General features: G+C 69.2%; 19 protein-coding genes. 11 read left to right on the plus strand and 8 right to left on the minus strand.

All coding sequences use genetic code 11. The features are described from left to right. Window positions 1-74: 74 nt before the first annotated feature. Genes QTI45_RS04285 through QTI45_RS04310 form a run of 6 tightly spaced genes read left to right on the plus strand, consistent with a single transcriptional unit; the run spans window position 75 to window position 5,057 of the window. Window positions 75-842, plus strand: a complete 768-nt coding sequence (locus QTI45_RS04285; protein WP_286653597.1) for an ABC transporter ATP-binding protein — start codon at window positions 75-77, stop codon at window positions 840-842. 5 nt (window positions 843-847) lie between these two features. Further along, a complete protein-coding gene (locus QTI45_RS04290) occupies window positions 848-1,573 on the plus strand; it encodes an ABC transporter ATP-binding protein (protein WP_286367515.1) in 726 nt (241 codons plus the stop codon). Further along, window positions 1,570-2,553, plus strand: coding sequence for a branched-chain amino acid ABC transporter permease (locus QTI45_RS04295; protein WP_286367516.1), 984 nt, complete (start codon window positions 1,570-1,572; stop codon window positions 2,551-2,553). Before QTI45_RS04290 ends, QTI45_RS04295 begins: the two co-directional genes overlap by 4 nt. 10 nt (window positions 2,554-2,563) lie before the next feature. Beyond that, window positions 2,564-3,628, plus strand: a complete 1,065-nt coding sequence (locus tag QTI45_RS04300; protein WP_286367517.1) for a branched-chain amino acid ABC transporter permease — start codon at window positions 2,564-2,566, stop codon at window positions 3,626-3,628. Then, the gene (locus QTI45_RS04305) at window positions 3,625-4,500 is read left to right on the plus strand and encodes an alpha/beta fold hydrolase (RefSeq protein WP_286653598.1); all 876 of its coding nucleotides are present in this window, start codon (window positions 3,625-3,627) and stop codon (window positions 4,498-4,500) included. The genes QTI45_RS04300 and QTI45_RS04305 overlap by 4 nt, the downstream gene beginning before the upstream one ends. Before the next feature lie 50 nt (window positions 4,501-4,550). Beyond that, window positions 4,551-5,057 (plus strand): DUF1993 domain-containing protein, encoded by a 507-nt coding sequence (locus tag QTI45_RS04310; RefSeq protein WP_286653599.1) that lies wholly within the window; start codon window positions 4,551-4,553, stop codon window positions 5,055-5,057. Here QTI45_RS04310 and hemH read toward each other — a convergent pair. After that, on the minus strand, window positions 5,054-6,082 hold the full coding sequence (hemH, locus tag QTI45_RS04315) for a ferrochelatase (RefSeq protein ID WP_286653600.1): 1,029 nt from the start codon (window positions 6,080-6,082) through the stop codon (window positions 5,054-5,056). The genes QTI45_RS04310 and hemH overlap by 4 nt on opposite strands. Before the next feature lie 15 nt (window positions 6,083-6,097). On the opposite strand from hemH, the gene QTI45_RS04320 reads away from it, so the two are divergent. Beyond that, the gene (locus tag QTI45_RS04320) at window positions 6,098-6,829 is read left to right on the plus strand and encodes an HAD family hydrolase (protein ID WP_286367521.1); all 732 of its coding nucleotides are present in this window, start codon (window positions 6,098-6,100) and stop codon (window positions 6,827-6,829) included. A 9-nt stretch (window positions 6,830-6,838) separates the two neighbouring features. Here the strand turns inward: QTI45_RS04320 and QTI45_RS04325 are convergent, their stop codons facing one another. The 4 genes from QTI45_RS04325 to QTI45_RS04340 form a co-directional block, all read right to left on the minus strand. Next, complete coding sequence (locus tag QTI45_RS04325) at window positions 6,839-7,339, minus strand: hypothetical protein (RefSeq protein ID WP_286653601.1); 501 nt, start codon at window positions 7,337-7,339, stop codon at window positions 6,839-6,841. A 26-nt stretch (window positions 7,340-7,365) separates the two neighbouring features. Then, window positions 7,366-8,046: a C39 family peptidase gene (locus QTI45_RS04330; RefSeq protein ID WP_286653602.1), complete on the minus strand. Its 681-nt coding sequence runs from the start codon at window positions 8,044-8,046 to the stop codon at window positions 7,366-7,368. A gap of 11 nt (window positions 8,047-8,057) precedes the next feature. Continuing rightward, a complete protein-coding gene (locus QTI45_RS04335) occupies window positions 8,058-8,420 on the minus strand; it encodes a hypothetical protein (protein WP_286367524.1) in 363 nt (120 codons plus the stop codon). A gap of 93 nt (window positions 8,421-8,513) precedes the next feature. Then, window positions 8,514-9,749: a hypothetical protein gene (locus tag QTI45_RS04340; protein ID WP_286653603.1), complete on the minus strand. Its 1,236-nt coding sequence runs from the start codon at window positions 9,747-9,749 to the stop codon at window positions 8,514-8,516. 568 nt (window positions 9,750-10,317) lie between these two features. On the opposite strand from QTI45_RS04340, the gene QTI45_RS04345 reads away from it, so the two are divergent. Both QTI45_RS04345 and QTI45_RS04350 read left to right on the plus strand, forming a co-directional pair. Continuing rightward, entirely contained in the window at window positions 10,318-11,640 is a 1,323-nt protein-coding gene (locus QTI45_RS04345) for a tol-pal system YbgF family protein (protein ID WP_286367526.1), read from the plus strand. A 19-nt stretch (window positions 11,641-11,659) separates the two neighbouring features. Continuing rightward, window positions 11,660-13,165, plus strand: coding sequence for a sigma-54 interaction domain-containing protein (locus QTI45_RS04350; protein ID WP_286653604.1), 1,506 nt, complete (start codon window positions 11,660-11,662; stop codon window positions 13,163-13,165). Window positions 13,166-13,177: 12 nt separating this feature from the next. On the opposite strand, the gene hpnE is transcribed toward QTI45_RS04350, so the two are convergent. The 3 genes from hpnE to hpnC form a co-directional block, all read right to left on the minus strand. Beyond that, a complete protein-coding gene (gene hpnE, locus QTI45_RS04355) occupies window positions 13,178-14,473 on the minus strand; it encodes a hydroxysqualene dehydroxylase HpnE (RefSeq protein ID WP_286653605.1) in 1,296 nt (431 codons plus the stop codon). Between the two features lie 271 nt (window positions 14,474-14,744). Continuing rightward, the gene (gene hpnD, locus QTI45_RS04360) at window positions 14,745-15,584 is read right to left on the minus strand and encodes a presqualene diphosphate synthase HpnD (protein WP_286653606.1); all 840 of its coding nucleotides are present in this window, start codon (window positions 15,582-15,584) and stop codon (window positions 14,745-14,747) included. Window positions 15,585-15,597: 13 nt separating this feature from the next. Next, complete coding sequence (gene hpnC, locus QTI45_RS04365) at window positions 15,598-16,494, minus strand: squalene synthase HpnC (protein ID WP_286653607.1); 897 nt, start codon at window positions 16,492-16,494, stop codon at window positions 15,598-15,600. 161 nt (window positions 16,495-16,655) lie between these two features. Between hpnC and QTI45_RS04370 the strand changes: the two genes are divergently transcribed. Both QTI45_RS04370 and QTI45_RS04375 read left to right on the plus strand, forming a co-directional pair. Beyond that, window positions 16,656-17,822: an efflux RND transporter periplasmic adaptor subunit gene (locus QTI45_RS04370; RefSeq protein WP_286653608.1), complete on the plus strand. Its 1,167-nt coding sequence runs from the start codon at window positions 16,656-16,658 to the stop codon at window positions 17,820-17,822. Between the two features lie 11 nt (window positions 17,823-17,833). Further along, on the plus strand, window positions 17,834-21,001 hold the full coding sequence (locus tag QTI45_RS04375) for an efflux RND transporter permease subunit (RefSeq protein ID WP_286653609.1): 3,168 nt from the start codon (window positions 17,834-17,836) through the stop codon (window positions 20,999-21,001). The last annotated feature ends 30 nt before the right edge of the window (window positions 21,002-21,031 follow it).

Raw genomic sequence — 21,031 nt, forward strand, 5'->3', positions numbered from 1 at the left:
GCGGCCCGGCAAAAGCCGGTTCCGCGGTGTTCCACCAACACGGCCTGGCTGCGCCGGCCGAGTTCATACCTCCCATGCTTGAAACTACTGATCTCACCATCCGCTTCGGCGGACACGTGGCGGTGAATGCTGTCTCCTGCGCGTTCGCGCCGGGCACGCTCACTGCGATCGTCGGTCCCAACGGGGCCGGCAAGACCACGTACTTCAACCTGATCTCGGGGCAGCTCAAGGCCTCCGCGGGCACGGTGTCGCTCGACGGCCAACTGCTGTCGGGACTGCCGGCCTCGGCGCGCACGCGGGCCGGGCTCGGCCGGGCGTTCCAGCTGACCAACCTGTTCCCGAACCTCTCGGTGCTCGAGAACGTGCGGCTCGCGGTGCAGGCGACGCGCGAGGGCGCGCATCGGCGCGGCCTCAACCTGTGGAGCATCTGGAGCGACCACCGCGCCTTGACCGAGCGCGCCGACCAGATCCTGGCCGACGTGGCGCTGAAGTCGAAGGAGCACGCGACCGTGGCTAGCCTGCCGCACGGCGACCAACGCAAGCTCGAGGTGGCGCTGCTGATGGCGCTCGAACCCAAGGTCTTCATGTTCGACGAACCGACGGCGGGCATGAACGCGGCCGAGGCACCGGTGATCCTCGACCTGATCCGCAAGCTCAAGCAGGACAGGAGCAAGACCATCCTGCTGGTCGAGCACAAGATGGACGTGGTGCGCGAACTCGCCGACCGCATCATCGTGCTGCACAACGGGCAACTGGTGGCCGACGGCGAGCCGGCCGAGGTGATCGCCTCGCCGATCGTCCAGGAAGCCTATCTGGGTGTTGCGAAGGAGGCTGCCGCATGAGCCGCATGACCACAAATCTTCTCGAGATGAAGGGCGTGCATACGCACATCGGCGCCTACCACATCCTGCACGGCGTCGACCTCGCCGTGCCGCGGGGCCAGCTCACGATGCTGCTGGGCCGCAACGGCGCCGGCAAGACCACCACGCTGCGCACGCTGATGGGCCTTTGGCATGCCTCGCAGGGCAGCGTGCGCTTCGGCGACACCGACATCACGGCGATGCGCACGCCGCAGATCGCCGAGCTCGGCATCGCCTACGTGCCCGAGAACATGGGCATCTTCTCGGACCTCACGGTCAAGGAGAACATGCTGCTGGCGGCCCGCAAGGCGAAGAACGCCGAGCAGATGGACGACGCACGCCTGAAGTGGATCTTCCAGCTGTTCCCGGCGGTCGAGAAGTTCTGGAACCACCCGGCGGGCAAGCTCTCGGGCGGACAGAAGCAGATGCTTGCGGTGTCGCGCGCGATCGTCGAGCCGCGCGAACTGCTGGTCGTCGACGAGCCCAGCAAGGGCCTGGCGCCGGCCATCATCAACAACATGATCGATGCCTTCGGCGAACTCAAGCGCAGCGGCGTGACGATCCTGCTGGTCGAGCAGAACATCAGCTTCGCCCAGCGCCTGGGCGACCAGGTGGCCGTGATGGACAACGGCCGCGTCGTGCACAGCGGCAGCATGGCCGCGTTCTCGGCCGACGAACAACTGCAGCAATCGCTGCTCGGACTGGCGCTATGAAGAACCTCGACTTCGACTGGAAGCCGCTCGCGCTGGTGCCGGTGCTGGCACTCATCGCGCTGCCGCTCACGGGCTCGGTCTCGACCTGGCTCACGCTGACGGTGGCCGGCCTCGCGATGGGCATGATCATCTTCATCATCGCCTCGGGGCTGACGCTGATTTTCGGCCTGATGGACGTGCTCAACTTCGGCCACGGCGTGTTCATCGCGCTCGGCGCCTTCGTCGCCAGCAGCGTGCTCGGCCTGATGGGCGACTGGACCGGCTCGGGTGAGCTGTGGCGCAATCTCGTGGCCGTGTTCCCCGCGATGCTGGTCGCCATGCTGGTGGCTGGCGCGGTCGGCCTGGCCTTCGAGCGCTTCATCGTGCGGCCCGTGTACGGCCAGCACCTGAAGCAGATCCTGATCACGATGGGCGGCATGATCATCGGCGAGGAGCTGATCAAGGTGATCTGGGGGCCGGCGCAGATCCCGCTGCCGCTGCCCGAAGCCCTGCGCGGCTCGCTGCTGGTGGGCGACGCGGCGATCAGCAAGTACCGCATCCTCGCGGTCGTGATCGGCGCCTTCGTCTTCGGCCTGCTGGCCTGGACCCTGGGCCGCACCAAGATCGGCCTCCTGATCCGCGCCGGCGTGCAGGACCGCGAGATGGTCGAGTCGCTGGGCTACCGCATCGGCCGGCTGTTCGTCGGCGTCTTCGTGGTCGGCAGCGCGCTGGCCGGCCTGGGCGGCGTGATGTGGGGGCTGTTCCAGCAGAACCTGATCCCGCAGATGGGCGCGCAGGTCAACGTGCTGATCTTCATCGTGATCATCATCGGCGGGCTCGGCTCGACCGCCGGCGCGCTGATCGGCGCCTTGCTGGTCGGCCTCATGACCAACTACATCGGCTTCATCGTGCCGACGCTGACGCAGTTCGCGAGCATCTTCCTGATGGTGGCGGTGCTGCTGTGGCGTCCGCAGGGCGTCTACCCCGTGGCCAATCGTTGAAGAGAAACCCATGCTGTCCCGACTTCTTTCCAACGACCTGCCGCGCAGCCGCCTGCTGGCCTTGCTGCTCGCAGCCCTGGTGCTGGCGCTGGCCTTCGCACCCTTCCTGTTCCCGGGCGTCAAGGCGCTCAGCGTGGCGGCCAAGATCCTGGTCTTCATCGTGCTGGTCGCGAGCTTCGACCTGCTGCTGGGCTACACCGGCATCGTGAGCTTCGCGCACACGATGTTCTTCGGCATCGGCGCCTACGGCATCGCGATCTCGGCCAGCCGCCTGGGCGCCAACTGGGGCGCGGTGGCGGTCGGCCTCGGCGCCGCGCTGGCGATCTCGCTGGTGCTGTCGCTCGCGATCGGCCTGTTCTCGCTGCGCGTGCGGGCGATCTTCTTCGCCATGATCACGCTGGCCGTGGCCTCGGCCTTCCAGACCCTGGCCTCGCAGCTGTCGGACTTCACGGGCGGCGAGGATGGCCTGACCTTCAAGCTGCCGGAGCTGATCTCGCCAAGCTTCGAGTTCGCGGAAGAACCCTTCCTCGGCGTCTCGCTCGATGGCCGGCTGCTGTGCTACTACCTGCTCTTCGTCGCCACGGTGCTGCTGGTGCTGGCGCTGCTTCGGATCGTGAATTCGCCCTTCGGCCGCGTGCTGCAGGCGATCCGCGAGAACGAGTTCCGCGCCGAGGCGATCGGCTACCGCGTGGTGGTCTATCGGACCACGGCCTCGGTGCTGTCGGCGCTGTTCGCGACGCTGGCCGGCGCGATGCTCGCCATCTGGCTGCGCTACAACGGACCCGACACCTCGCTCAGCTTCGAGATCATGGTCGACGTGCTGCTGATCGTGGTGATCGGCGGCATGGGCACGATCTATGGCGCGGTGGTCGGCGCGGTGCTGTTCGTGATCGCGCAGAGCTACCTGCAGGATCTGCTGCGCATCGGCAGCGAGGCGGCGAGCGGCATTGGCTGGCTCGCGGCGCTGCTGTCGCCCGACCGCTGGCTGCTGTGGTTGGGCGTGCTGTTCGTTCTGTCCGTCTACTACTTTCCCACAGGCATCGTCGGCCGCCTGCGCGCGAGGGCCATGAAATGAACGCTCCAAGCTCGAACTACCTTCAGATCGCCGGCCGCGAGGTCCACTGGCTCGACTGGGGCCCGCACGATGGCCCGGTGGTGGTGGCCTGGCACGGCCTCGCGCGCACCTGCCGCGACATGGACGAGCTGGCCCGGCACTTCGCCGAGCGCGGCTTCCGCGTGATCTGCCCCGACACTATCGGCCGTGGACTGAGCCAGTGGAGCCCGGCGCCGGACGAGGAGTACCAGCTGTCCTTCTACGGCCGGCTGGCGCTCGGACTGTTCGACGCGCTGAAGCTCAGGCGCGTCCACTGGATCGGCACCTCGATGGGCGGCGCGATCGGCATGGTCTGCGCGTCGGGCCTGCTCGAGCCGACGATGAAGCCGCGCATCGCGAGCCTGGTGCTCAACGACAACGCGCCGCAGATCGCGGCGGCAGCGGTCGAGCGCATCCGTTCCTATGCCGGCCAGCCGCCGGCCTTCGACACGGTGGTCGAGCTGGAGCAGTTCTTCCGCACGGTCTACAAGCCCTACGGCTGGCTCAGCGACGCGCAGTGGCGCCGCCTGACCGAGAGCTCGACCCGGCGCCTGCCCGACGGCCGCGTGACGCCGCACTACGACCCGGCGATGGTGCGGCAGTTCGAAGCCCATCCGGACGACTATCTGGTGTGGCAGCACTACGACGCGATCGAGGCGCCGGTCTTGTGCCTGCGCGGCGTCGACTCCGACCTGGTGCTGCCCGAGACCCTGGCCGAGATGCGCAGCCGCGGCCCCGGTGCCGCCGGCCGCCTGCAGATCATCGAGGTGCCGGGCTGCGGCCACGCGCCGGCGCTCAACGTGCCCGGCCATCTGGAGCCCGTTGAGGCCTTCGTGCGCGCTGCCGGCACGTGAAACGCGGCGGGCAGACAATGGGCCCGCTGATTCACTCGGAGACTTCATCCATGGCGCTTTCGTTCTACGACATCTCGGTCCCGGTATTCGTCCGCGGACTTGGTCAACTCTCGCATGTGCTCGACAAGGGACTGGCCCATGCGCAGGCCGCGGGCATCGATCCGGCCGATCTTGTCATCGCGCGCCTGGCGCCCGACATGTTCACGCTGGCCGGCCAGGTGCAGAGCGCCAGCGATGCATCCAAGCTCGGCACCGCCCGCATCGCCGGCATCACGGCGCCGAGCTTTCCCGACACCGAGACCACCTACGCCGAGCTGCAGGCACGGGTCGCGAAGACGATCGAATTCCTCAACGGCGTCGACCGTGCGGGCATCGACGGCGCCGAGGCGCGCGAGGTCGTGATGAAGGTGCGCGGCAACGAACTCAAGTTCACGGCCGAGCGCTACCTGCTGCAGTTCGCGCTGCCGAACTTCTACTTCCACCTGACGACGGCCTACGACGTGTTGCGGCACAGCGGCGTGCCGCTGAGCAAGCTCGACTATCTGGGGCGCTTCTAGGCCCGCGTCGGCCAGCCCGCGAGATTGCGCTCGGCGATGCCGCTGAGCGCGCTGATCCACGCCGGGCTGTCGTTGAGGCAGGGGATGTAGTGGAACTCCTTGCCGCCCGACCCGACGAAGGCTTCGCGGCCTTCCATCGCGATTTCTTCCAAGGTCTCCAGGCAGTCGGCGGGAAAGCCCGGGCACATCACGTCCACGCGTGAAACGCCGGCCGTGCCGAGTTCGCGCAGCGTCGGTTCGGTGTAGGGCTCGAGCCACTTCGCGCGGCCGAAGCGCGACTGGAAAGTCACGCGATACTGCTCCGGCGCGAGCGCGAGCCGCGCGGCCAGCAGCCGCGCCGTCGCCAGGCATTGCAGCTGGTAGGGATCGCCGAGCCGGACATTGCGCTCCGGAATGCCGTGGAAGCTCATCACGAGCACATCGCCGCGGCCGTTGCGCTGCCAGTGGCGCTGCACGTCCTGGGCCAGCGCTTCGATGTAGAGCGGGTCGTCGTGGTAGTCGTTGACGAAGCGCAGTTCCGGCAGCCGGCGCACTTGCGCGCTCCAGGCGTTGACCGCATCGATGACGCTGGCCGTGGTGGTGGCCGAATACTGCGGATAGGCCTGCAGCACCAGCACCCGCGTCACGCCGGCGGCCTTGAGCTCGTCCAGCCGCGCAGCGATCGACGGCTTGCCGTAGCGCATGGCGTCGAGCACGGTCAGCCGATGGCCGCGCTCGCCGAGCCAGCCGGCCAGCAGCAGCGCCTGCTTGCGGGTCCAGACCTTGAGCGGCGAGCCTTCGGGCGTCCAGATGCTGGCGTACTTGGCGGCCGACCTGGCCGGCCGGACGCGCAGGATGATGCCGTGCAGGATCAGCGCCCACAGCAGGCGCGGGATCTCGACCACGCGCGGGTCGCCGAGGAATTCGCGCAGGTAGGGGCGCACGGCCCGGGCGGTGGGCTCGTCCGGCGAGCCGAGATTGCACCAGAGCACCGCGGTGCGCTCCGGGGTCTTGCTGGCGGCGGTCGGTTCGTCTCGAAAAGGCATGCGCTATTCTCGGTCATGGCTTTTGCGACCCCCGATTCCCTCGCGCTCGACGTCAAGCGCATCGCCGCGATCTCGCTCGACCTCGACGACACGCTGTGGCCGATCTGGCCGACCATCGAGCGCGCCGAGCGCGTGCTGCACGACTGGCTGCTGCGCGAGGCGCCCAAGACCGCCGACCTGCTGGTGACGCCCGGCATCCTGCGCGAACTGCGCGAGGCGGCGGCCAAGGAGCGCTCCGACCTTGCGCATGACCTGAGCGCGCTGCGCCGCGAGTCGATCCGCGGCGCGCTGCGGCGCGCCGGCGAAGACCCGGCGCTGGCCGAGCCGGCTTTCGAGGTCTTCTTCGAAGAGCGCCAGCGCGTCACTCTCTACGACGACGCACTGCCGGCGCTCAAGTGGCTCAGCGAGCGCTATCCGCTGGTGGCGGTCTCCAACGGCAACGCCGACATCCACCGCACCGGCGTCGGCCGCTGGTTCCGCACCGCCTTCAATGCACGCGACTTCGGCAGCGGCAAGCCGCACGCGCCGATCTTCCGCGCCGCCGCGGCCTCGGTGGGCCTGTTGCCCAAGGACATGCTGCATGTGGGCGACGATGCGGCGCTCGATGTGGTGGGCGCCCTCGATGCCGGCATGCAGGCCGCCTGGCTGGTGCGCGAGGAGCGGCCGTGGGAGCACGGTGCGCGGCCGCAGCTGATCGTGCCGAACCTGCACGCGCTGTGCATGGCTCTGGACTTCACGCCCGACTGATCCGCGCGCTCAGCGAGGGCCGCCGATCGCGCGGGCCACGGCGTCGTTGATCGTCGACTGCATGTTCTGGTTCTTGATCATGCCGAGCGAATTGCTGCTGGCGTCGATCACGGTCCGGTTCACGATGTGCTGGTTGTCCAGCGTGTTCTGGATCACGGTGCCCGAGGTGCCGGCCTGCTGCGGCGCGAAGGTGTTGCCGGGGCCGTTCTGCACCAGGTTCAGGGCCGCCATCTGCTTGCTGAGCTGTTCCGCCTGCGCGGCGTTCAGGTTGTTCAGCTGGCCGAAATTGAGCGTGGTCTGCGTCACCAGGCCGCCGTTGATGTAGACCGCGCGCGAGATGCCGAAGGTCACCATCAGGCCGCCGCCGGCATCGAAGCCGCCGCGCAGGCGGTCCAGCGTGGCGTCGCCCACCGCCATCCAGGTCTCGCTGCGGCGCCCGGCGTCGCCGTCGGCCCACGCGGGCGTGCCGAGCAGGCCGGCGAACATCGACAGGGCGATGGCCGACCGCATCGGGAGGAGGGCTCGGCCGCGGCGCATCAGAAATCCCCCGGCCCGAACTTGGGCATGGTGATGTCGGTCAATCCGGCGCGGGCGACACCGCTGCTCACGGGCGCCCTCGGCGCCGCGCGCCAGTCTGCAGCCAGGTTGAAGCGCGCCGATTCCATGCGGTTGTGGATCACGAACAGCAAGCCGTTGGTCCAGATCTTCTCGAAGGCCTGGCGCGGCATCGCGCGAGTCCCGAGGGCAGGATCGCCGAGCAGCACCCGCTCGTCCTGCACGCCCTTGACGACCACGAAGTGGTGATAGCCGTCCGAATTGATCAGCACGATCGCCGGGACGCGGGCCTCGTTGAGCTTGTCCAGCGGCTGCTTGAAACCATCGGCCTCGAAGCCCTGCGCCTCCAGGTAGCGCTTCATGTCGAGCAGCGAAAAGCCGTCCTTGCGGATCTTCGCCTGGTCGCCGTGCTCGTACATCTGCTCGAACACGGTCTGCTCGGTGACCGGATAGCCGTAGTGATGGGTCAGCAGCGTGGCGAGCGCGGCCGAGCCGCAGCTGAAGTCGTACTTCTGGATCAGCGTGCGGCCGGTGCGCGCCTGCTTCATGCTCGTCAACGGGATCGACACGTCGCCCATCGCGATCGACGGCATGTACGCGCCATCGGCGGCGGCCAGGTCGACCGTCGCGAGCAGAGCGGCGCAAAGAAGCAGGCGGCGCATGGTGCCGATCCTCAGTTCATCTGCAGGTTGAGGATCGTCGCGTTCTGGATCAGCACGTTGGCGCCGCTGTTCTGGATCACGGTCGGCAGGCCGTTCATGTTGGCGAAGGAGCCGGCGCTGATCGTGTTGTCGCCCGTCGTCACGTTGCGCGCCGAATTGCCGGCGGTGACGCCGTGCAGGTTCATGTCGTTGTAGACGACCTCGGCGCCGCCACGGGTGCTGGCGAGCGTGTCCGCGTCGACCGGCTGGGCAACGAAGGCCACGCTCCTCCCCCCGGCGTCCGGTGCGGCTCGCGAGGCCTGCGCCGCTGCAATCGTCGGCAACAGGATTCCAAGGGCCACGCAGAGGGGCCCGAAGTGGGTAGTCGATGTCATGGCGTCTCCCTACGGCCTGCGGTGAGTGCGAGCCGATCAGCGCCGTGCCCCCGGTGACCCGGGCGGCACGGCGGAGATCGCCCCGCCTTTCGATCAGCGACCCACGGACAGGTTGGCCTGTACGTTCACGCTTTGCTGCACCAGCGAGGACATGCCGCTGTTCTGGTTCGCGACCATGATGCCGGCGGCGGTCTGGCCGACGCTGCTCATGGTGTTGGACATGTCGAACGTGCCGGCATTGACCGTGTTGGTTCCGCCTGCGCCACCCGTTCCACCGGCGCCTGCGCCACCCGTGCCGCCTGCCGCGGTATTGGTGCCGCCATTGCCGGCGCCGCCCGTGCCACCGGTGCCGCCGCCGCCGGCGCCGCCCGCACCTGCGGTGCTGCTGCCGTTGGTCGCGCTGCCGTTGGTCGAGCTGCCGTTGGTGCTCGTGCCGCCTGCGCCGCCCGTGCCGCTGCCGGCCGTGCGTGATCCGGCGCCGTTGGTGCTCGCCGTGCCGCCGGCTCCGGCTGCGCCGCCGGTACCGCCTGCACCACCGGAAGCACCTGCGCCGCCGGCACCGCCTGCGCCACCGTCGCCACCGGCACCCGAGGTCCCGCCGCTGCGGGCGCGGCCGCTGTTGCCGCCGTCGCCGGTGCTGCCCGCACCGCCATCGCCGCCACTGCCGCTGCGGCCCACGGAACCGCCGCGGGATCCGCCGGCCAGCGCGAGGCCGCCGTAGTTGGCGCCGTTCGCACCGCCGCCGCTGCCCTTGCCGCCGTCACCTGCGGTGGCACCGCCATTGCGGGCGCTGCCGTTGGTCGCGCTGCCGTTCTGCGCGCTTCCGCCTTCTCCGCCGACCGCGGCTTCGCCGCCCAGGCCCTTGCCACCGTTGCCGGTGCCCGAGGCCGAGCCGCCATAGGCCTTGCCGCCAGTGCCGCCATAGGCCTTGCCGCCAGCGGCCGAGCCGTTGTTGATGGCCTGGTTGCCGATGCCCCAGACACCGTTGTTCGACACGGTGCCGTTGAGCTCGCTGCTCGCGGTGGCGGTGGTCTTGTTGAAGTTGAAGGCGTTGTCGAAGGCTCCGGTGGAACCGTTGTTCAGCGCTGCGGTACGCGAGGCGCTGGCCACTGCATCACCCGAGTCCTTGTTGGTGCTGCTGTCGGTACGCGTATGCGTGCTGCTGTCGGTGCGCGTGCGCGTGCTGCTGTCTGTTCTCGAGTAGGTGCTGCTGTCGCTGTAGTTGACGTTCCTGGCGGAACCGTCTCCCGTCGGATTGGCCGTCTGCTGCGCGAATGCCGCACCGCAGAACGCCATGGCGATGGCTGAAGCCAGAAGTGACTTTTTCATGAACCCTCCAGTAAGTTGAACGGACAAGACTTGATATGCGGCGCCGCAAATCGAGGGGGCCATGTGCAACTTCGGTGCCAAGCACTTACCGCTTGTTGCGCATCGGTTGCGTTTTCCGAGGGAGAAAGCGATTCGCCGCGCCGCTTTGCCGAGACCGGGCGGGGGCGTCGAAGCTGTCGAAAAAGCCAGTTTCAGGCCTGCTCTGTCACACGCGCTTGACGGCCGTTAGAGGTAGCGACGGGCTCGTCCATCGGGGACTCGACAGGCATCGCATGGGCTTCCACGTGCGATCGGATGCGCGCAGCGTCACATCTGCGTGACAGTCGATCAGGCTGAAGCGAGGGCCTGCACGCGACGCGCTGTCGGCGCGACGAGGCCTGGCGTGGCGCGACGCGACTTTGAGCCGCTCTTGCATCGGCGATCCGAAGTGCCACAAAACTGCGACACCTCCCAAGTTGCAACAGGCGCACTTACCTTTGTTTGCAACTTGTAGCTTGGTGTGCCTGTTCATTACGTTTAGGCTGCATCGCGAAACGCTTACACGAAGAAGCGGTAAGGAGGGGACGCGATGGGGACATCGAGCCCGTACCGGGCGCTGGCGCTGCTGGCCTGCACTTCTCTTGCATGGTCGAATGCGACGGCGCAGACACAGGGATCGTCGGCGAGCCGAAATGCGAACCAGCGCCTGGAGGCGCTGCAGAAGCAGCTAAGGGAGCAGGGGCGACAGATCGATGCACTTCGGGAACAGGCGCAGCAGCAGGAGGCTCGCTACCGCGAACTCCAGGAGCGCCTCGACACGCAGGACGCGCGCGCCGCGCCGCGTCCGGATGCGGCGGCGCAGACGGCCGATGCCAAGCCCACGCCGGACCGCGAAGCCCCGGATGCCGGCGCCAGGCCGGTGCAGGTCGGTGTCGCTCCCAGCGACGAGGCCCCGCAGCCGCCCCAGGTGGCCCAGCTGTTCGACGAGCCCGGGATCCTCACGCCGAAGGGAAAGTTCGTCTTCGAGCCCTCGCTGTTCTATGGCTATTCTTCGAGCAACCGGGTCGCGCTGGTCGGCTACACCGTGATTCCGGCCCTGCTGATCGGCCTGGTCGATGTGCGCGAGTTCAAGCGCAATACCTTCATCGGCACGCTGACCGGCCGCTGGGGCGCCACCAACCGGCTCGAGTTCGAAGCCAAGTTGCCTTATGTCTCCCGCTCCGACTCGACCATCAGTCGCGAGATCTTCACCGGCTCGGCCTTCGACAACGTCTTCAACACCAAGGGTCAGGGCGTGGGCGACGCGGAACTCGCGGCGCGCTACCAGCTGTCCGACGGCAAGGACGGCAAGCCCTACGTGATCGGCGGCTTGCGCTTCAAGTCCAAGACCGGCAAGGACCCGTTCGACGTCGTGACCGACTGCGTCACGCGCTGCATCGGCAACGCCACCGGCACCGGCCTGCCGCTGGACCTGCCCACCGGTTCGGGCTTCTATTCGCTGCAGCCCGGCTTCACCTGGCTGCTGCCTTCGGACCCGGCCGTGTTCTTCGGCGGCGTCACCTACACGTACAACTTTTCCCGCAGCGGCATCAGTCGGCTGGTGCTGAACGGCGAACGCGAGTTCATCGGCGACGTCAAGCCGGGCAACGTCTGGGGCATCAACTTCGGCATGGGCCTGTCGATCAACGACCGCTCGTCGTTCAGCCTCGGGATGGAGCTTTATTCGATCGGTCCCACGGAGCAGAATGGCCAGCGCGTGCTGGGCTCGGTGCGCACGCAGCTGTCGTCGCTCCTGCTCGGCTACTCCTACCGCTACAGCCCGAAGACGACCCTGAACGTGACCGTGGGCGCCGGCCTGACCCGGGACACGCCCGACCTCCAGTTGACCGTCAGACTGCCCATGTCGTTCTAGCCACCGATGGCGGATGCCCATGCAGCTACCAGGAAACATCCTTTGCGTGACGCTCGGCGGCCACTCCGGCCGGGTGGCCGAGCAGTTGCTGGGGCGGGGTTGGAACCTCAGCCCCGTGACGGATCTCGCGGCGGCGGGACGGCTGCAGGCGCACCGCAAGTTCTCGCTCGGGCTGCTGGTCGTCGGCGCGGAGCCGGACGTGGCCGAGGAGTCGATGGAGGCCTGCATCGCGGCTTCACCAGGGGCCGAATGGGTGGCGCTGTGCGAGGCCCAGGCGCTGGAGTCCCCGGCTTTTCGCGAACTCGTCCTCGGCAGCTTCTTCGATCACCTGCTGCAGCCCTGCGACCTGCGTGAACTGGAGATGACCCTGGGACACGCGGCCAAGCGGGCGGGCCTGAGGCATCGCAACGAAGCGGCGCGGCGGTGCGCCGTGGACGCGCTCGGGATGGTCGGGCAGGGGCCCGCGATCAGCCGGCTGCGCGAGCAGATCCGCAAGGTCGCGGCCACCGATGCGCCGGTGCTGATCGGTGGCGAGAGCGGCAGCGGCAAGGAGCTGGCTGCGCGCGCCATCCACCAGTGCTCGCCCCGTGCCGGCGGCCCGTTCGTCGCGGTCAATTGCGGCGCCATCTCGCCGTCGCTGATCCAGTCCGAGCTGTTCGGCCATGAGCGCGGCGCATTCACCGGCGCCTCGTCGGAACGGCGCGGCTTCATCGAGGCGGCCAGCGACGGCACGATCTTCCTCGACGAGATCGGCGACCTGCCGATCGAACTGCAGACCAACCTGCTGCGCTTCCTGCAGGAGAAGACCATCAGCCGCGTGGGCGGGGTGCGCAACCTGCACGTCGACGTGCGGGTCGTGGCGGCCTCGCACGTGGACCTTGCCGAAGCGGTCGCCGTGGGGCAGTTCCGCGAAGACCTGTTCTACCGGCTCAACGTGCTGTCGATCGAGGTCGAGCCGCTGCGCCGGCGCATGGAGGACGTGCCGATCCTGGCCGAGTACTTCTTCCAGCGCTGCATCGCCAAGACCAGGACCCGGGTCAAGGGCTTCAGCCGCCAGGCGCTGGCGGCGATGCTCGCGCACGAATGGCCGGGCAACGTCCGCGAGCTGTTCAATCGCGTGCAGCGCGCGGTCGTGATGACCGACCGGCGCTTGATCGGGCCGACCGACATGGGGCTGGAGGCGGTCGAGAACGTGGCCGGCATGGGGCTCGACATCGCGCGCACGACCGCCGAGCGGGATGTGATCAGCCTCACGCTGACGCGCGTCGGCCGCAACATCACGCACGCCGCCCGCGAACTCGGCGTCTCGCGCATGACCTTGTACCGGCTCATGGAGAAGCACGGCATCGCGCTGGAATCGGAGTCGAGGCTGCAGCCGGCCTCGGCATGGAGCCCCGCGGCACCGGTGATCCGGCCGACCCCCGTGGCGCGGGTCGGCGACTCGATGGACGCGATGATGAAGTCGCCGGCTGCCGGCTACCGCTCCGATTGGTCCGGCGCCGGCAAGCCGGCGGGGCGTGCCTAGGGTGAACGCGCCCTAGCTGCCGGCGTCGAGCGCCCGCACCGCGGCAATGGCGCTGCGCACGGCGCCTTCGAGCGTGGCCGGGTAGGGGCCGGCCACGTGGTCGCCGCAAGCCAGCAGGCCTTCGGCCACCTGCTGCGGCGGGCGCACCAGCCCCGGCGTGCAGGCGAAGGTGGCGCGCCGCTCGACCACCGTCAGCACCGCTCGCAGCCGCTCCAGGCCGAGTTGCTCGCGGGCCTGAGCCAGCACCTGCCGCTGCAGGGTCTCGCGATCCGCGCTGCTGGCGCTGACGACGAAAGCCAGCAGGCCGTGCGGGCCGCCGAGCCGGCCGCGATCGAACACGAATTGCGCCGGCGCGTCCGGCCGGCTGCGCAGCGCGAGCAGGGCGGCCGGCAGCGCGGCGTCGGCGTGGAGATAGACGGTCGCGATGGCCTCATGCGCCAGCCCGTCGGCGGCGGCGGCCCAGCCGGGCGCTACGTCTGCGGCCAGCCGCGCCGCCTCCCAGGGCGGGCAGGCCAGCACCACCCGATCGAAGGGCTGGCCGTCGACCCGCCAGCCGGCGCCGTCGCGCGCCAGGCTGCGCACCCGGTGGCCGGCTTCGGTCCGGGCGCCGTGCTGGCGCAGCCACCGATCGGCGGCGTCGGGGAACAGCGCGCCGAGGTCGACGCGCGGCAGCAGCAACTGCGATCCGCCCGGGGTCTTGAACAGCGCGTCGTCGAGCACCCTGAGGAACACCTGGCCGCTGGCTTCGGCGACCGGCGTGTTCAGAGCCGACAGGCACAGCGGCTCGGTGAGTTCGGCCTGCACGCGCGGCGTCAGGGTGGCGCAGAGGTCGGCGACCGATTGGTTGCGCGGACAGTCGAAGCCCTGCCGCTGCCAGCGCGTGGACGTCCTGAGCAGCGACAGCTTGTCCCGCCACGACCAGCCGCGCGCGCCCAGCACGCCCGCCAGCACGTCGAGCGGCAGCGCCAGCCGTCGCGCCGCCTCGTCGAGCCGGCGCGGCAAATGCGGCAGGGCCAGCCCGCCGCCGTCGGGAAAGCGCAGGACCAGCGGGATGCGCTGCAGGGCGGTCTCGGCATCGATGCCGACGCGTGCCATCAACGCCAGCGTTTCGGTGTAGGCGCCGATCAGGATGTGCTGGCCGTTGTCGAGCAGCACGGGCGAGCCGTCGGGCAGCGTCGCCGGCACGGCGCGTGCGCGGCCGCCCCATTGGCGCGCTGCCTCGAACACCGTGACCGAATGCCCGGCCCGCGTCGCCTCGACGGCGCAGGCCATCCCGGCCCAGCCGCCGCCGATCACTGAAAGGTTCATGGCTCGCCCCCAGGTTGCCCCTCACTGCGTGTGGGGCGCCCACCCCCTGCCGGGGGCAACACCAGCGGCCTGGCAGAGCCAGTTCCGCGGTGTTTCACCAACGGGCCTGGCTGTGCCGGCCGACCGAGGAGGCGCAGTGCGTGTACTGCGGCGGCGCGCAGCGCCCGCCTGTTCGTGGGCAGTCGCGGAACCGGCTTTGCCGGGCCGCTGGCTGCGCCCCCGGCAGGGGGTGGGCGCCCGGACACGCAGTGCCGGGCAACCTGGGGGCGAGTCACAACCGGCCGAGGGCCTGGACGCGCCAGGCCAGCCAAAGCTTGCGGACCGGCGTCAGGCTCACGCGCTGATCGAGCACCTGGAAGTCGTCGCGCGTGATCTCGTCGAGCAGGGTGCGGTAGATGCTGGCCATCATCAGTCCCGGCTTCTGGGTCCGGCGGTCGGCCGCGGGCAGCAGGGCCAGCGCCTCGTCGTAGGCGGCCTGCGCGCGTTCGGCCTGGAACTTCATCAGGGCCACGAAGCGCGGCGAGTGCACGCGGTTCAGTATTTCGTGCGCCTTGACATCGAACTGCTGCAGCTCGTTGACCGGCAGGTAGATGCGGCCGCGCCGCGCGTCCTCGCCGACGTCGCGGATGATGTTGGTCAACTGCAGGGCGAGGCCGAGCTTGTGCGCGTACGCGGTGGTCTGCGCATCGGTCTGGCCGAAGATGCGCGCCGCGCCTTCGCCCACCACGCCGGCCACCAGGTGGCAATAGCGGCGCAGGGCCGGGAAGTCGAGGTAGCGGGTCTGGTCCAGATCCATCTGGCAGCCCTCGATCACCTGCTGCAGGTGCTGCTCCTCGATGCCGTAGGCGGTCGTCTGCGGCATCAGCGCCTTCATCACCGGATGGTGAGGCTGGCCGGCGAAGGACTGGGCCACCTCGGTGCGCCACCAGGCCAGCTTGGTCGCCGCCACGCCGGGATCGCTGATTTCGTCGACCACGTCGTCGATCTCGCGGCAGAAGGCATAGAAGGCCGTGATCGCGGCGCGGCGCGGCTTCGGGAGAAACAGAAAGGCGTAATAAAAACTGCTGCCCGATGCAGCGGCCTTGTCCTGGACGTACTGCTCGGGGGTCATCGTGCGGGCCTCTTCATGCGGCTGATTGTCTCCGCATCCGCAGGGCCCGCCAGGCAAGCAGCGGCGCGTCGCCGGGGCCGATGGCCGGCCGGCGCGAAAAACTGTCGCAGCCCTGGGCTTCGATCTTGTCGAGGATGCGGCTGCCGCCCTGGACCACGAAGCGCAGTTCCCAGCCGGCCCGGCCGGGCAGCCGATGCACCAGCGGAGCTCCCTCCTGCATCAGGGCGCGCGCCCAGGCGACTTCGCTCGCCACCAGAGCGATCGCAGCCGACGGCGGCGCGGTGGAGGCCAGCGGCGCGAAGCGCTCGAAGTCGCCGGCCGCAAGCCCGTGGGCGTCGCAGTCCGCGCGCGGCAGATAGCGGCGGCCGCGCGGCAGGTCGACGCCCAGGTCCTGCCAGAAATTGATCAGTTGCAGCGCGCTGCAGATTGCGTCGCTCTGCGCCAGCGATCGGGCATCGGTGACGCCGTAGAGATGCAGCAGCAGGCGGCCGACCGGGTTGGCGGAGCGGCGGCAGTAGTCCAGCAGTTCGGCGCGGTCGGCATAGCCGGCGCGGTCGCGAGTCTTCTCGATGTCCTGCACGAAGGCCGACAGAAGATCGGCCAGCAGGCTTTCGGGCAGTGCGAATTCGCGCATCGCCGCGGCCAGCGGCCCGAACACCTCGGGCCAGCGGGTCGAGGCGGCGGCGCCGCGCGCCGTGGCGGCCAGATCGGCGCGGTAGGCCCGCAGGCTCTCCAGCCGCTCGGCCGCGGTGGCATCGCCCTCGTCGGCGATGTCGTCCGCGGTGCGCGCGAAGGCGTAGATGGCGGCGATGGGCGGCCGCAGCCGTGGCGGGCAGAGCCAGGAAGCGACCGGGAAGTTTTCATAGTGCGTGGGCGCGGCGGCGCGCACGGGGGAGGGCGTTGAAGACACGCGGCGGATTGTGCTGCAAGCCACGGGCTGGCTTTCCCGGCATCCGGATGAACACAAAGCAATTACCGCCACGATGTTTTCGTTTGACACCGATTCGCGTTTACCCTAAATTACTAACCGGCTGGTCATTAATGACCCCCGATCTCCTTCAAGGGTGCTCCATGACCATGTCGTCCCTCATTCCATCCCCTGGTCGCGCCTGCCTGTTGTTGCTGGCCGCGGCGCTGCTGGCCGGCTGCTCGCGCCCGCCGGCGACCGAGGAGCCCCTGCGTTCGGTCAAGGTGGTCCAGGTGGGCGTGAGCGCCTACGACACCGAGCCCGAATTCTCGGCCGAGGTGAAGGCCCGGGTCGAGTCGCGGCTCGGCTTCCGCGTCGCCGGCAAGATCGCGCGCCGGCAGGCCGAACTGGGCCAGCACGTGCAGGCCGGCCAGGTGCTGGCCCAGCTCGACCCCCAGGACTTCCGGCTCGCCGCCGAAGGCGCCAGGGCGCAGCATGCGGCGGCCCTGACCAACCGCGACCTGGCACTGGCGGACCTCAAGCGCTACCGCGAACTGCGGCAGCAGAACTTCATCAGCGGCGCCGACCTCGAGCGCCGTGAAAGCACTTACAAGGCGGCCCAGGCGCAGCTCGAGCAGGCGCAGGCGCAGCTGTCCGCGCAGGGCAACCAGACCAGCTACACCTCGCTGGTGGCCGACGTTCCGGGCATCGTGACCGCGATCGAGGCCGAGCCGGGGCAGGTGGTGGCGGCCGGCGCGCCGGTGGTGCGCATCGCCCAGGACGGGGCCCGCGACGTCGTCTTCGCCGTGCCCGAGGACCGGGCGGCGCTGATCAAGCCGGGTTCGGCGGTCACGGTGCGCGGCTGGGCCGGCGGCGGCGAGTTCGAGGGCAAGGTGCGCGAGGTCGCCGCCAGTGCCGACGCGGTGACCCGCACCTATTCGGTCAAGGTGGCGATCGATGCCGCGACCTCGCCGGCGCTCGGCGCCACGGTCTACGCGCGGCCCAAGGCGCTGTCGCACAACGGCGCGCCGGTGCTCAAGCTGCCGACCAGCGCCCTGCGCCAGGAAGGCACGGGCACCGCGGTCTGGGTGCTCGATCCGGCCAGCATGACGGTGCGTTCGCAGCCGGTCCAGGTCGCCACGGCCGACGGCAACGACGCGGTCATCGCCTCGGGCGTGACGCCCGGCATGCTGGTGGTGGCGGCCGGCGTGCATGTGCTGTCGCCGGGGCAGAAGGTGTCGATCTACCGCGACAAGTCGTCGGCAGCGGCCGCCGCCGCAGCGACCGCGGCGCTGCCGTCCGCCGTCGTGGCGCCGGTGGCCTCGCGCTGAGGACGCCGCCGATGACCCCGACGCAGAATGCCGAACCCGGCAAGGCCGGCTTCAACCTCTCGAAATGGGCGCTCGACCACCCGGCCCTGACCCGCTACCTGATGCTGGTGCTGATGCTGCTGGGCTTCGCGTCCTACTTCCAGCTGGGCCAGGACGAGGACCCGCCTTTCACCTTCCGGGCGATGGTGGTGCGCACCTTCTGGCCCGGCGCCACCGCCCAGCAGGTGGCCGAGCAAGTGACCGACAAGCTCGAGCGCGCGCTGCAGGAGGCGCCCTACGCCGACAAGATCCGCAGCTATTCCAAGCCCGGCGAGTCGCAGATCATCTTCCAGATCAAGGACTCCTCGAAGGCCGGCGATGTCGCCAACGTCTGGTACACGGTGCGCAAGAAGATCGGCGACATGCGCGGCACCTTGCCCGCCGGCGTGCAGGGGCCGTTCTTCAACGACGACTTCGGCGATGTCTACGGCGTGATCTACGCGCTCGAGAGCGACGGCTTCAGCTATGCCGAGCTGCGCAACTTCGCGGACGACGTGCGCCAGCGCCTGCTGCGCGTGAAGGATGTCGCGAAGGTCGAGCAGTTCGGCGTGCAGGACGAGAAGATCTTCATCGAGGTGTCGCAAAAGCGCATCGCCCAGCTGGGACTTGATTTCAACGCCGTGCTGGCCCAGATCGGCTCGCAGAACGCGGTCGAGAGCGCGGGCACGATCCAGTCGCCCAACGACGTGGTCCAGGTGCGGGTGGGCGGCCAGTTCACCAGCGTGGAGCAGTTGCGCGCGATGCCCATCCGCGGCACCTCGGGCAACCAGCTGCGCCTGGGCGACATCGCGGACATCCGCCGCGCCTACGTCGATCCGCCGGCTGTCAAGGTGCGCCACCAGGGCCGCGAGGTGATCGGCCTCGGCGTCTCGATGGCCAAGGGCGGCGACATCATCGAGCTCGGCAAGGCGCTGCGTGCCGCCACCGCCTCGATCGACAAGCAGCTGCCGCTGGGCGTCAAGCTGGTCCAGGTGCAGGACCAGCCGGTCGCGGTGGCCAAGTCGGTCAACGAGTTCGTGAGCGTGCTGATCGAGGCGGTGGCGATCGTGCTGGCGGTGAGCTTCATCTCGCTCGGCCTGCACAAGGGCGGCCGCCTGGGCTGGTACATCGACATCCGCCCCGGCCTGGTGGTGGCGATCACCATTCCGCTGGTGCTGGCGATGACCTTCCTGGCGATGAACTACTTCGGCATCGGGCTGCACAAGATATCGCTGGGGTCGCTGATCATCGCGCTCGGCCTGCTGGTGGACGACGCGATCATCGCGGTCGAGATGATGGTGCGGAAGATGGAGGAGGGCTACGACAAGGTGCGCGCCGCCACCTTCGCCTACGACGTCACGGCCAAGCCGATGCTGACCGGCACGCTGATCACGGCCGCCGGCTTCCTGCCGATCGGCCTGGCGAAATCGGTCACCGGCGAATACACCTTCGCGATCTTCGCGGTCACCGTGATCGCGCTGCTGCTGAGCTGGCTGGTGTCGGTGTACTTCGTGCCCTACCTCGGCACGCTGCTGCTCAAGGTCAAGCCGCACGACCCCGACGCCCCGCCGCACGAGCTTTTCGACACGCCGTTCTACAACGGCTTCCGGCGCGCGGTGAACTGGTGCGTCGAGCACCGCTGGCTCACCATCGGGGCCACGCTGCTGGTGTTCGCGCTCGGCATCGTCGGCATGGGCCGCGTGCAGCAGCAGTTCTTCCCGGATTCGAGCCGGCCCGAGATCTTGGTCGAACTGTGGTTCCCCGAGGGCACCTCCTTCGCCGCCAACGAGGAGGTGGCCCGCCGCGCCGAGGCGATGCTGCGGCAGGAGCCGGGCGTGGCCAGCGTCACCACCTGGATCGGTTCGGGCGTGCCGCGCTTCTACCTGCCGCTCGACCAGGTGTTCCCGCAATCCAACGTGTCGCAGATGATCGTGCTGCCCCAGGACCTCAAGGTTCGCGAGGCGCTGCGGATCAAGCTGCCGGCGCTGCTGGCCCGGGAATTCCCCGAGGCGCGCGGCCGGGTCAAGCTGCTGCCCAACGGCCCGCCGGTGCCGTACCCGGTGCAGTTCCGGGTCATCGGCACCGACCCGGCCGAGCTGCGCGCGCGCGCCGACCAGGTCAAGGCGGTGATGCGCGAGAACCCGAGCATGCGCGGCGTCAACGACAACTGGAACGAATCGGTCAAGGTGATCCGGCTCGAGGTCGACCAGGACAAGGCGCGCGCGCTCGGCGTCACCAGCCAGGCGATCGCCCAGGCCTCGCGCACCATGTTCAGCGGCACGACGGTCGGGCAGTACCGCGAGAACGACCGCCTGATCGACATCGTGCTGCGGCAGTCGCAGGACGAGCGGGAGGCGATCTCGGACATCGGCAACGCCTACCTGCCCACCAGTTCGGGCCGCTCGATCCCGCTGACGCAGATCGCCAAGCCGACCTTCACCTGGGAGCCGGGCGTGATGTGGCGCGAGAACCGCGACTACGCGATCACCGTGCAGGGCGACGTCATCGAGGGCATGCAGGGTGCGACCGTCTCGGGCCAGCTGATGCCCAAGCTGCGCGAACTCGAGGCCCGCTGGCTGGCCGAGGGCGCGGGCGCCTACCGCATCGAGGCGGCCGGCGCGGTCGAGGAGAGCAGCAAGGGCTCGGCCTCGATCGTGGCCGGCGTGCCGATCATGCTGTTCCTGGTCTTCACGCTGCTGATGCTGCAGCTGCACAGCTTCAGCCGCTCGCTGCTGGTCTTCATCACGGGCCCGCTGGGCATCGTCGGGGTGGCCGCCGCGCTGCTGCTGCTGAACCGGCCCTTCGGCTTCGTCGCCCTGCTCGGCGTGATCGCGCTGATGGGGATGATCCAGCGCAACGCGGTGATCCTGATCGACCAGATCGAGACCGACCGTGCCGCGGGCGTGCCGGCCTGGGACGCGATCGTCGAATCGGCGGTGCGGCGGCTGCGGCCGATCGTGCTGACCGCGGCCGCCGCCGTGCTGGCGATGATTCCGCTGTCGCGCAGCGTCTTCTGGGGCCCGATGGCGGTGGCGATCATGGGCGGCCTGATCGTTGCCACGGTGCTGACGCTGCTGGCGCTGCCGGCGATGTACGCGGCCTGCTTCCGCGTCAAGCGCGAGACTGTCGAGTCGCCGGGAACGGTCCCGGTTAGCGTTTAAAATACGCGGTTGACCGATTTCAGGCTGGCG

The organism is Variovorax saccharolyticus (genome assembly GCF_030316765.1).
GTDB lineage: Bacteria > Pseudomonadota > Gammaproteobacteria > Burkholderiales > Burkholderiaceae_C > Variovorax > Variovorax saccharolyticus.